The sequence below is a fragment of the Candidatus Thorarchaeota archaeon genome, assembly GCA_021498125.1.
Lineage (GTDB): Archaea > Asgardarchaeota > Thorarchaeia > Thorarchaeales > Thorarchaeaceae > B65-G9.
Genome location: JAIZWL010000001.1, coordinates 1288281 through 1300340, shown reverse-complemented (window position 1 = coordinate 1300340; position 12060 = coordinate 1288281). Strand labels below are relative to the sequence as shown.

At 48.0% G+C, this 12060-nt stretch carries 14 protein-coding genes; 8 read left to right on the top strand and 6 right to left on the bottom strand.

Translation table 11 applies throughout. The features are described from left to right. Window positions 1–105 precede the first annotated feature (105 nt). Together K9W43_06190 and K9W43_06185 are read left to right on the top strand one after the other, a co-directional pair. Entirely contained in the window at window positions 106–1947 is a 1842-nt protein-coding gene (locus tag K9W43_06190) for a DUF2070 family protein (GenBank protein MCF2136819.1), read from the top strand. A gap of 46 nt (window positions 1948–1993) precedes the next feature. Further along, window positions 1994–2569, top strand: coding sequence for a UbiX family flavin prenyltransferase (locus K9W43_06185; protein MCF2136818.1), 576 nt, complete (start codon window positions 1994–1996; stop codon window positions 2567–2569). A 9-nt stretch (window positions 2570–2578) separates the two neighbouring features. Here K9W43_06185 and K9W43_06180 read toward each other — a convergent pair whose 3' ends face one another. The 4 genes from K9W43_06180 to K9W43_06165 form a co-directional block, all read right to left on the bottom strand. Next, a complete protein-coding gene (locus tag K9W43_06180; protein MCF2136817.1) occupies window positions 2579–3856 on the bottom strand; it encodes a hypothetical protein in 1278 nt (425 codons plus the stop codon). A 178-nt stretch (window positions 3857–4034) separates the two neighbouring features. Then, on the bottom strand, window positions 4035–4940 hold the full coding sequence (locus K9W43_06175) for a thiamine pyrophosphate-dependent enzyme (protein MCF2136816.1): 906 nt from the start codon (window positions 4938–4940) through the stop codon (window positions 4035–4037). A gap of 6 nt (window positions 4941–4946) precedes the next feature. Next, on the bottom strand, window positions 4947–6125 hold the full coding sequence (gene porA / locus K9W43_06170; protein ID MCF2136815.1) for a pyruvate ferredoxin oxidoreductase: 1179 nt from the start codon (window positions 6123–6125) through the stop codon (window positions 4947–4949). Further along, a complete protein-coding gene (locus K9W43_06165) occupies window positions 6122–6436 on the bottom strand; it encodes a 4Fe-4S binding protein (GenBank protein ID MCF2136814.1) in 315 nt (104 codons plus the stop codon). The genes porA and K9W43_06165 overlap by 4 nt, the downstream gene beginning before the upstream one ends. Window positions 6437–6589: 153 nt before the next feature. Between K9W43_06165 and K9W43_06160 the strand changes: the two genes are divergently transcribed. The 6 genes from K9W43_06160 (at window position 6590) to K9W43_06135 (ending at window position 10266) form a co-directional block, all read left to right on the top strand. After that, entirely contained in the window at window positions 6590–7396 is an 807-nt protein-coding gene (locus K9W43_06160; GenBank protein MCF2136813.1) for a hypothetical protein, read from the top strand. 51 nt (window positions 7397–7447) lie between these two features. Then, on the top strand, window positions 7448–7963 hold the full coding sequence (locus tag K9W43_06155) for a DUF2299 family protein (GenBank protein ID MCF2136812.1): 516 nt from the start codon (window positions 7448–7450) through the stop codon (window positions 7961–7963). 81 nt (window positions 7964–8044) lie between these two features. Beyond that, complete coding sequence (locus tag K9W43_06150) at window positions 8045–8401, top strand: hypothetical protein (protein MCF2136811.1); 357 nt, start codon at window positions 8045–8047, stop codon at window positions 8399–8401. 107 nt (window positions 8402–8508) lie between these two features. After that, window positions 8509–8934 (top strand): DUF86 domain-containing protein, encoded by a 426-nt coding sequence (locus K9W43_06145; protein MCF2136810.1) that lies wholly within the window; start codon window positions 8509–8511, stop codon window positions 8932–8934. Next, window positions 8921–9313, top strand: coding sequence for a nucleotidyltransferase domain-containing protein (locus tag K9W43_06140; protein ID MCF2136809.1), 393 nt, complete (start codon window positions 8921–8923; stop codon window positions 9311–9313). Before K9W43_06145 ends, K9W43_06140 begins: the two co-directional genes overlap by 14 nt. A gap of 248 nt (window positions 9314–9561) precedes the next feature. Then, window positions 9562–10266, top strand: a complete 705-nt coding sequence (locus tag K9W43_06135; protein MCF2136808.1) for a VTT domain-containing protein — start codon at window positions 9562–9564, stop codon at window positions 10264–10266. 67 nt (window positions 10267–10333) lie between these two features. Here K9W43_06135 and K9W43_06130 read toward each other — a convergent pair whose 3' ends face one another. Both K9W43_06130 and K9W43_06125 read right to left on the bottom strand, forming a co-directional pair. After that, on the bottom strand, window positions 10334–10723 hold the full coding sequence (locus K9W43_06130; GenBank protein MCF2136807.1) for a Zn-ribbon domain-containing OB-fold protein: 390 nt from the start codon (window positions 10721–10723) through the stop codon (window positions 10334–10336). After that, window positions 10720–11892: a thiolase domain-containing protein gene (locus K9W43_06125; GenBank protein ID MCF2136806.1), complete on the bottom strand. Its 1173-nt coding sequence runs from the start codon at window positions 11890–11892 to the stop codon at window positions 10720–10722. Before K9W43_06125 ends, K9W43_06130 begins: the two co-directional genes overlap by 4 nt. Window positions 11893–12060: the final 168 nt, after the last annotated feature.

The following is a 12060-nucleotide window of genomic DNA, read 5'->3' as shown; positions in this document are numbered from 1 at the left end:
CGGAACACGTGGGGGCACCATGAACGGCAAGTACATGAGATTTGACCGTGAAAGGAATCTTGATAAGAATGGGCGAGGGCGAATGAACGAAACGAGGAAACATCAATGGGCGAAAAGGCAAAGGTGAAAGAGACCGTTCGACTTTACTCAAAGGTATGGCAGCTTCCCTCGTTCGAGGGGATAGTCGGAAGACTTGCACTCTCCGTTCTCATTGCCAGCGCAGCAATCTCACTTATGAGAACGAGGGCAAATCTACTGTCACTGGCACCAGTTTTAATCGAATACATCCTTCTCTTTGGGATAACAACCTTTCTTGGAATAGGCCTCTTGTATCTCATTGTTCGCCAAAAGAACTCGCCATTGGATCTACGAAGAACTACGGGGTCCATGTTGTTTGCAGTGATATTCTGGTTTGTGCTTGCAGGAATTGGTGGACTCATTGATGCCCTTGTGGGGATAGATTACTTTGAGGGCCGATTGACTCTGTTGGGAATGGGATTTGCATATCTTGCATTATCGTTTTTGATCACAGGACTGAGCGACCATCACCCGGTCCGTAACTTCATCGGGTCAGTAATGTTTCCGGGTGTGCTCATGGTGACATGGATCGCCCTTGTCAATTATGGCGCAACTATTGTAATGCTACCACCAAATGGAATACTCATCATCCTGATCATGATAGCCCTTGATTCAGCAGTTGTCACGTTTATCTTCCGGTCAGTGAGCAGACCCTTCGAGCGCGACCTAGGGATCAGTGGCCCAGGATTATTGCGAGCCTTTGGTCACGCATACCTTGTAGACAATCCAATACCGTTTGAGTCCATGATGACAGACATCTCCACGGTGCAAGACCTCCCCCTAGAAATCATCAAACTGGAAGATGCCTCTGGCCTCTATGCTGTAGGAGTGATCCTGTATATTCACCCGGGGCCATTTCGAGAGATCGGAAGTAGTGCACTACCATACTTCATCATGAACCACATCAGGGAAAAATATGGAGTCCTTGGATTCGTGCTACATGGGACCTGCACACACCACCAAAATCTCACTACTAAAGATGATTACACCAAAGTCATTGCCGAACTTGATCGGTTGATTGAGCAGACCGAGACCCACGATCTCGTGTCAGGGCCACACTGGTCAGATAATAGCAAATTCAAGGTATGGACATTGTTCGCAGGCGAGGACGCCTTGACAATGACAACAAGCGCCCCGGAGTTCACAGACGACATCAGTCTAGAGGTGGGTATACGGACCGCTACTCTTGCACGATCAAGAATCCCCTCACTCAAGCGCGTGGCGATCGTTGATGCACATAATTGTATTGGTGACGACGCGGTCTCGCTCATGCCCGACGATCCCGATGCGGGAGAATACGCAGGGGCAGTGGCAAGTGCACTCTTTGGGACGCTTAACTCAGTGCGTGGAGAAGTATCGGCAGGAGCCTATCAATTTAGACCGGACAATATCAACATCGAAGAGGGGATGGGCCCCGGTGGAATCACCGCACTGGTCATCAACAGTGTCGAGGGTGAATCTGTGCTGATCTCAGTCGATGGAAATAATGTCGAGCCGGGTTTTCGAGAGCGGGTCATCAGTCTTCTCAAAGGACAGGGCTTCAAACACGTAGAGATTGCAACCACGGACACACATGTAGTAAATGCGGTTTCCATGTCGAACACGGGATATCCACCAGTGGGACGAATAAAGGCGATAGAGGTTCTCGAAGCGATAGGAGTTGCAGCCGCAAAGGCGCGAGAGGCCACCCGACAAGTGCGTGTAGGTCTGGGATTTGGCGAGATCAAAGGGCTACGCACCTTTGGAGAGAAGGGCTTCGATACATTGACACAAGATATTGCAGAGAGCGCATCTATAGCAAAGCATTCGGGGCTACGTGCAGCAGGAGGCACCGCGCTCATCACAATGCTCCTTGCACTTCTCTTGTAGTAACGAAGCACTTAATGCAAGAAAGGCACACTATCATGAGGAGAAGATGATGAACAATCATAGATACCTAGTGTGCATCACTGGTGCCAGTGGGGCAATATATGGAGTACGGACGATACGGGCACTCAAACAGCTTGGGCACGAGGTTCATGTAATAGTCACAAAATGGGGGGCAAGGACACTCCAGTACGAGATGAATCTGTCCATAGACGACCTCGTGAAAGAAGTCGATGTGGTGTATGATGAAACCGATCTCTCAGCAGGGCCAGCCTCGGGAAGCTTTCCTCTTGATGGGGTTGTGATAGTGCCCTGTTCAATGAAGACCCTTGCAGGGGTTGCACAGGGCTTTACCGATAATCTGGTCACCCGTGCTGCGGACTGCGCGATGAAAGAACGCAGGCGCCTTCTTCTTGTCATGAGAGAGACCCCACTCAACCTCATTCATATTAGAAACATGGAACGGGTGACGGAGGCGGGGGGCATTGTGTTACCAGCAAGTCCGGCATTTTGGCATAGACCTCGAACAATAGAAGATCTTGTAGACTCGGTAGTAGAGCGAGTGCTGATTCATCTGGATGCAATACAAACCCCTCAGAACTCTTGGAATGGCGAACATTCCTAGCGAGAGAGATCACTCGCTGCCGGGAGTATCAAAGCTCTCTAGTAGGGAGTCTGCCACCTTTCGAATCCGCTGCCGATAACCACGTGTAGTGTAGACACGAACTGTTTGCATAGGCATCAGGAGGCTCTTTGCAATAGGACTGATCTCCTCAACACTCCAGAATTCGTATCCGCGAGAACCGCGTTCAAACATTGATATCGAGTCTAGTGGATGACGCCCCGGATAGAAGGTCACTGATGGCCTCTTGGGGATATCTACATAGACACGCTGTGGATCGATATCAGCAGATTCTGCAATCTCGCGTTCGGTCTCTTTTCGCCCCTTGTCCGTTGCCAGCCGCTTGAGAAGGCGATCATCTGAAATGGAACGCATACTCGCCATCTTGATCAGATCACGATCACGATACGCCCGAAAGATTTTCCCAGCAGTCTTGAAGTCATCAGAAGAATCAGGAGGGGTATGCAACAGGCGGTGATGAAAAGTAAAGTCGTCACAGGCAAGATACACTGAGGGATCTTTGAGTGGGAACGAGAATAGCTCTTCTCCACCAAGCTCTAGAATCCTGAGCAGCATTAGCTCGGCTGCACGAACAGTCTTATGATAGTAGACTGCCTCGAACATGTTAGCCCCGGCCGCAAGATATGATTCAAGGGTATAACGTGAATCACGCGACACAACAAGTCGGTTTTTGGCAACGGCCATCGAGAGGAACATCTTTTTGAATTCGATATTTGCATAGTCAACTCCTGTAAAATATGCATCTCGCTCAAGACTATCTAAGAGCTCGGGGTTAATGGGAACTGTTGATAGATTGATGCGGATGTTTTTGATCGGGACCCCATGTGTGATGAAATCGATGACCTCTTCAACAGTGTAGGTACTATCGCCAATAATATCGTTCACATCGGAATTCTTGATCGCAAGTTCCGCGACTCGATAACGATCAGCCCCACCATTCTCTAGAAACTCTTCCATGACGTTGGCCCACGCCCCACGAGAAACTGTGAGGATCATCGCAGTCAGTCGGGCACCGAATACGGTTGACTCGTCAGCAGGAAGAGAATCGAACATGATGTCCGTCATGCCCATGAAACCCAACATGTGCCCCATCAGGGAGGTGTCTGCGCCAGGGTAGACCTTGTAGACTCCTGCTGGCCAGCGGATGTTCCTCAGGCGTTGTGTGAGATGCAGGTCGAGAATTTTCTTTTCGGTCTCGGTGAAGGCAATGTACCCTCTGATAGGGTCCTTGATCAAAATTGCTGCTTCAGTCTCTGATAACGACATCATGCATCAATCCATAGCAAATGGGCCGCCCTAGTCACTCATAACTCATCTATTAAGGTTGGCTTTTGTCGATATCGGTGCTGAAAAGTGAGCGTCTCTTCACGCAACAAGAAACAATCTAGTAGAAACAGATCTTTACGGAAAAAAGAAACGAAGGAGAGGGGAATCCCCTCGCCATAGACTATGTGAATGTTCTCAGAAGAACATCCCATCGATGTTGAATGAAGGCCTCGAACTCAGCAATCTTCTTCTCATCTTTCTTCGGTTTAAAGAGTTTTGAGAAACGACCTTGCAACTTGAGGAATTCCTCAATTGGTTTGCGCTTAGCAGGGTCTTGGTATCTCTTGCTGATAGGATCGAGTTTGAACTCGTCACCGATGCGTTCCCACATGATCCAGTACCCGGTCTCCACGGCAAGCTTGCCAATCTCCACACCTTTCTCAACAGGATAATTCCAAGCCTGCGGACAGGGGATAAAGATATGGATAAACTTGGGACCGCGGATCTCCTTGGCCCGCCTGAACTTTTCATAGAGGTCTCGCGGGTAAGCTGCGTTTGCAGTGGCCTGATATGCAGGTTCATGCGCTGCCACAATCAGATCAAAGAGCTTCTCAGGTTCTTTCTTACCATACCAAGTGGTAGTGGTCTGTGCATAGAGTGGAGTAGCACCAGATCTCTGCGTTCCGGTATTAGAATAGACCTGATTATTGTAGCAGACATATAGAAAATCAGTCCTTCGCTCAAAGGCACCACTAAGACCTTGAAGGCCAATATCAAAGGTGCCACCATCACCAGCCCAGACCATGACCTGAACATCATCTTTGCCCTTAGCACGAAGTGCTGCTCGAACACCAGAGGCAGTTGCTCCCGAAGCCATGAACGCAGTGTTCAGAACGGGAATCCCAAGCCCTGTCCGTGGAAAGAGCGATTGAACGACACTAGTACAACATGCTGGCACAATCTGGATGACATTCCCTTCGAATGCCTTATGAGCGTGGCGCAGGGCAACCATGTCCTGACAACCAGCACAGGCTGCATTTCCCTTTAACACGTATTCCTTTAGGGGTAGATCTCTTATTGCGACCATTTCTCATCACTCCATCAAATTATGCCAAGTTTCTTCAGGACCGATCTCACCGCTCTCCACGGCCTTGACAGTATCCAAGATGATCTCTTTGATGTCAGTGACCGTGATGTCACGACCACCAAGACCACCAATGTAACTCTTGACCATTGGTCGATGTGGGGTATGGTAGAGAGCTGCACGAATATCAATGGCAACTTGACCACCGTATCCATAGGACGCACTTCGATCAAAGCTAGCAAAGGCCTTGACTCTACTACCGAGTTTGCGGATATTATCAACTGGGAAGGGACGATACATCCGAATACGGGCCGCTCCTACTTTGTATCCCTCTTCTCGAAGCTCGTCTATTGCATCAAGTGCCTCTGCCCCAACGGTTCCCTGAGAAGTGAAGACGACTTCTGCATCATCTGTCTTGTACTCTACAACTGGGCCGCCAAAGTATTTACCGAACAGCTTCTTGTAATCACGTTCGACCTCGGCGTAGACCTTGAGGGCATTCTTGCTGGCCTCATGCATCTGGTAACGGAATTCCTCATAATATTCAGGGAAGACAATATTACCATGAGACACAGGGTTTGCAGGATCCATAACCCAATGAGGAGGTTTGTAGGGGGGGAGAAACTTGTCAACTTCTTCAGGTTCAAGATAATCGAAGGTGGAGACTGTATGGCTTAACACAAAGCCATCAGCACTGATCATGACAGGCATCAGCACACGTTCATCTTCGGCCAGTTTGAAAGATTGTATAATGGTATGGTAGTATTCATCGACACTGCTCACATAGAATTGAAGCCAGCCAGTATCGCGCTTACTCATGCTATCGTCATGAGTGACATGAATATTCCAAGCCGGGGATACTGAACGATTGACATTCGCCAACACAATTGGAAGTCGTGCAGCAGCCGCCCAATGAAGAGCCTCATCCATGAGGAGAAGCCCATTAGAGGATGTGGCTGTGAATGCCCTTGCTCCAGTCGAACTGGCACCTATACATGCAAACATTGCAGAGTGTTCGGACTCCACACGGATGAATTCACCCTTGTAAATCCCCTCTTCATTAAGAAGGGCTACTTGCTCAGGCACCGTTGTTGCAGGAGTAATTGGGTATGCGGCAACGACCTCAACACGAGCGGACACGACTGCGCGTGCAGCCGCGTAATTCGCACTCATCAATTTCGTCTTCATGCAGTTGCCTCCCGACGTTCTTCAGTTCGCACCATCTCGATGCATTTCTTCGGACAGACCTGCGCACATATACCACAGCCCTTACAATAGTCATAATCGATATGGGGTGTACCATCATCATCAAGATCGATGGTAGCCTCTGGGCAGTACATCCAGCAGATCCGACATCTGTTGCAGGCATCATAATCGATCACAGGATCGAAAGTCCGCCAACTTCCCGTCTTACCGGTAGAACCGACAACGGGTTTAGAGTAAGGAGACTTGGGTAAGTCTTCTCTTGATTTTGGTTCAGTGTTAACCTCATTGACCACAAGAAACACTTCCGACTGCGGTCATTACAAAGCCGCTTCAGCACTGAACGGATATTAAGTATTACGCTGTATAAGAGTGCGGTTATCGGAAAGAATCAGATAAGATAGTCAGGCTTAACTGACATTGCATTTAGTATGTTCGTGGTGATCTCCATGGACTTTGGTGTATGTCTAGTTCAGATGCCGTGTGTCGAGAGCGATAGAGAAACAAACTTCAAGCGAGTTCGATGGCTTCTCAAAGACTATACTCCAAATACGGAGAGAGAGTTCATAGTTCTACCAGAGCTCTTTGCTATTGGATTTCGCCATGCCGACTATGAGAATGTGGGAGCCGGAATTCCGGGACCAACACAATCGTTCATGGAAGAGCTCGCTTCTGAAAAAGGAGCTTATGTAGTGGCAACGGACATTGAGCGTCATGAAGAGAAATACTTCAACACACTGATTGTGACCTCGCCCAAGGGAAAGACCGTAGCGACCTACAGGAAGATCCATCCATTCCAAGAAGAACGCGACGTGTTCGAACAGGGGGATACTCTTGCGCTCCTCGATGCTGGAGGCATCAAAGTGGGACTTGAGATTTGTTATGATCTGCGATTTCCAGAAGTGACTCGGGGTCTCGCTCTGGAGGGAGCCGAGCTGATACTCATTCCAGCCGCGTTCCCGGATCCGCGCAGCCATCACTGGAATGCATTATTGCTTGGTCGCGCGATTGAGAATCAGGTCTATATTGCAGCAACAAATCGAATAGGATCCGGTTTTGACGGAAAGACATACTTTGGTCACAGTCAATTCATTGATCCGTGGGGAGTGCGACCCACCAGACCAAACTCAGAAGAGAGAGTCATTCGTGAGAGAGGTAATACGGTTGCGGTCGCCTCAGTAAGACAGGAAATAACCTGTTTTCAGGACCGAAATCAGAGCGCATATGAGCGGACTCAATGGTACATAGATGTCTAGGACACAACCGTTAAGAGCAAGATAACGCCGTGAAATACGGAGACACAATAAATGAAAGACGATGAATCGGAACGCATCAAAGAAGCCGTTCGAGAGTGGTTCTCCCGAGAAGGCATGAAGGTGGAGAGCATCTCAAATCCACGAGCGGAATTCCTTTACAAAGTGAAGTTCATGAGGTTCTTCTTCACGGTCGTCCGTCCCAACGATCAAAAGTTCGTCCAGATAGAATCTCAGGTCATGATCTCACCGCAGCACCTCAAACTCCTTACTGCCGAGAAGATGAAACAGTTCCAGATCAAGACCATGCGTTTCGCGTTCACTCAGGACATTAGCGTAGGATTCATCCAGCCTCAACCCGGACAACCAGGACCCAAACCACCCGGCCCCGGATTCGTGGTGTCGGATCGCATCTACGATGATGCCTTCGGCGATGACATTCTATGGCGCACGATGAGAAAGGTCCACAGAATTGTTGACATGATCATTCACATCCTTAATGATGTGACAGGAGAGACTGGAGGTAAGACCCCCGCTCCAGAGGACACAGGCCCATCATACTACACATAAAAAACAAGAATTCGCAGTGGGCTCTGGGCAAACAAGACTTATCTACAGGATGAGCAAGACCAAATATGGGTGGACTTGACATTGCCATGGAATATTGAGAACTATTATATTTTAAACGGCCGTGTTCTTAATGTAGAGATAACTGTCCCCTTAATGGACTTTCTATACGTCAATATTGATGATGTCAAACAAGCATGGTTCGAAATGCTCAGTCAATTTGTTAAAGAAGAACCGGGCCTTGAAATGTCGTGGGAGATTGAGCCACGGGAGAATGATGCACTCATTACTATCAGAATAGCCAAGTCCGGCGAACTTGAAGAGTTCACCAAAGATGAGATCGAGGACGCCATTAGTGCCACCGATGCTCTCATCGCAGAAGAGGAAAAGAAACCAAAAAAGGGAAAGTCCAAGACTAAAACTCGAAAATCCAAAAAATAGCCACAAGAATCGAAAAGTTCCAGTTTTCGTCAAAAAAGGACGAGTGCAAATGAAGGCTGCAACACTTTAATAGCAAAGTCACAAGAATTGAAGGGAGAGTCGCCTAAATGTCAGGACTCGATATCGATCTTGTGACCAGAAGATTAGCAGAAATTAAGAGGGCACTTGGTGAGATCGAGTGTGTAACAGATTTAGATATTGATGATTTTTTATCAGATGCATATATTAAAGATGCCACAAAATACCGACTCATTGTGGCAATTGAAGCAGCTATCTCTGTCTGCAACCATATTGCTGCTAGAGCACTGAAAGAGATCCCAAGTAGTTACTCTGAATGTTTTACGAATTTGAGCAGACATAGAATAATTTCCGATGACCTCGCTAAAGAACTAGCCAATATGGCCAAATTCAGGAACTTGGTTGTGCATGTATATTGGAGAGTTGACGACAAGAAAGTCTTTGAAATAGCGCAAGAAATCATTATTATTCTAGAGAGATTTGTTCAGGAAGTGAGAGAATATGTCAATAAATAAAAAAGTTGTGAAAAGTAAGATTAGAGATATTCTCTCAGAAAGAGATGAAATTGTCTTCGCGTATCTTCATGGCAGCTTTAATGAGGCACACTTTCGTGATGTCGATATTGCAGTATACGTTGATGTAGAAAAGGTCAAAGATTTTCTGAGGCTTGAACTTGATCTATCTACAAAAATCGAGAGCATTGTAAAACTACCAATCGATGTGAAAATACTCAACGATACACCGATGAGTTTCAAATATAGAGTCATCAAGGGGGAGCTCTTAATCAGTAATGATGAGGAATGCAGGTTCACGTTCATAGAGCGAGTGCTAATGGAGTATCTCGACTTTAAACCAATTGAAGAGCGGATAATCAAAGAAATCTTGTCATCATAATCAACACCATTGCCAAATTAGCAATCAACGATGACAGGAGAACATCAACTTTGAAGGAATAGGACATATTGCTGACTGCAACATCGACTGTGGGTCGATAGTGTAGCGCATTCAATACCGGATCACTTCATAGAAATGTCTGAAGGATTGATCACAGACGGACGAGTTTTCACACACTGCTAAAATGCACAGATAGAGAGGAATCTTCATATTCACAAGGATTTGGTGAGCATTGGAGCGGCAACTTGATGGATAAGACGGACGGCATTATGATATTGCTGACGGCATTGCTTGTACTCTATTGGATCATCACGTTTGTTGTCTCAGACATTATCAGTCCCTTAGCAACGGTATATGCATGGCTTCTCAATGTATCACTAACAATGGGCTATGCTGGAGCATTCATAGTCAGCCTTCTTGGAAACGCAACAATCCTAGTGCCATTTCCCTACATAGGGGTACCGTTCATTCTTGGAGGATTACAGGATCCCAACACTTCAGCGTTCGTCTTTGACCCGACACTTGTGGGAATTGTTGCAGGAGCAGGAGCATTGATCGGAGAGATGACGGGGTACGTCACCGGGTATCTCGGAGGAACTCTGATCGAGGAGGAGAAACGGAGCTCCTTTCTGAAGTTAGCGAATAGATACCCACGGATCACACCGTTAATCTTGTGGTTTCTAGCAGTGACCCCATTACCAGATGATGTACTGGTAGTTCCTCTCGGAGCAGCAAAGTATCCATGGTGGAAGGTTGTCATTCCTCAATTTGTAGGTAAGGCTATGTTTCTTGCAGCCATAGCATGGGCTGGCAGACTTGGCCTCACATGGCTTGATACTTTTGTCAGTGGAACAGCAGCAGGAGGAATAGTTGGACGTACCATTGAAACGGTCTCATTATTCCTAGTGCTTGTCGTATTCTACATCATTCTCAAATCGGATATCTTGCAATAATTAGACTCTTGAAAAATGAGGGGCGTCTCGCGGAACAGACTCCACGAGACGATCAAGTACGTGATAATTAGGCAGGACGAAAGCCTATGTAGACCTTACCAGATTTGCCAGTCTCATAGTCAATCTTGAGAGGCATCCCGAGCTTGACCTTCTCAGGTTGGGTGGGATCAAGACCGAGAAGACGGGCTGTTATTCGTGTACCCTCGTCTAGCTCGACAATAGCAACGAAGTAAGGGGTTTCGTCTTGGAACTCCTCTGCAGCAATATGAATCACGGTAAAGGATACGAGCTTGCCCTTCCCACTGACGGTCGTCCATTCAAGATCCGTACCGCCACAGGAATAGCACATGCCCTTGGGAGGAGCGATGACCGCACCACAGGACTTGCACTTCAAGGCGTGAAAGTCATTATCCTGAATGTACTGTTGGTACTGTTCAATAGTAGGTCTCTCGCTCATGCGTCAGCCCTCCTCATGATATTCACGACACAGGTCGCACCCGTGCCACCAAAGTTATGCATGATCGCAGTGTTGTGATTTGGAACCTGATTGGCACCAGCCTCACCGATCAGCTCACGATAGAGGACAACAGCCTGCTTGACACCAGTCGCCCCGACAGGATGCCCGACAGCCTTGAGTCCACCCATGGGATTGATCGGCTTGCTACCGTCCAATGCGGTCACACCCTCACGAACAGCCTTTGCACCCTCACCGGGTTTGAAGAAGCCAATGTCCTCACTGGCTATAATCTCAGCGATCGTAAAACAGTCATGAACGACTGCAAAGTCCATATCCTTAGGCGTCAGCCCGGCCATATCATAGGCGATTCGAGAGGCACGCACTGAGGCCTCAAAGGAAGTGAGACTTGTGCGGTCACAGAGGTTCATAGAGGCAGATGCCTGACCAGTACCGACGATCTTGACAGGAGTATCGGTGTACTGCTTTGCACGCTCGTTATTTGTTAGTACAATAGCAGCAGCCCCATCAGAGATTGGTGAGCAGTCAAAGAGCTTCAATGGCCACGCAATGTATCGTGGAGTCATTGCCTTCTCGAGAGAGATCTCTTTCTGGAACTGAGCAAGAGGATTCTTCGCAGCATTACGATGCGCCTTCACAGCCACAAGAGCCATGTCCTCCTCGGTGGTCCCATACTCTTGCATGTGAGCTACAGCAGCAATAGCAAACACTCCGGGGAAGGTGAGGCCCATACTTGATTCGAACTCGTCGTCAGCAGCCGCTGCAAGAGCCTCCGTCGCACGATTTGTGGATACTGAAGTCATCTTCTCTGCTGCTGCAACGAGAACCGTATCGTATAGACCGGACTCGATTGCCATGATCCCTGCTCGTAAAGCAGTAGCTCCTGAGGCGCAGGCGGCCTCATGTCGTGTAGCGGGTAGTCCTCGAAGGCCAGCATAGTCTGCAAGCAAGGGAGCAGTATGACCCTGATGAACAAGCATCTCGGGTATGAATGTCCCGATAAATGCGGCCTGGATGTCCTCTTTGGGAATACCAGCACCTACTGTGGCCTTGTCCACGGCCTCAGCAAAGATCTCTCGTAGAGTCAGTCCCTCTAGCTTGCCGAACTTGGTCTGAGCACCACTCACAATATTGGTCTCTCTAAGCGGCACAGTGCATTTCCACCTAATGAATAGATACAGTTCAACGCATCATCACAGGATATAAAGCCGCTGTTAGGGAAATCGAACTTTACTCAATGCCAGCAGCAGAATGCGCAAGAATGGAATCAAATACGTATCAGATACGGCTTGAAGGCTGGAAGACCGGCCAATGAAACC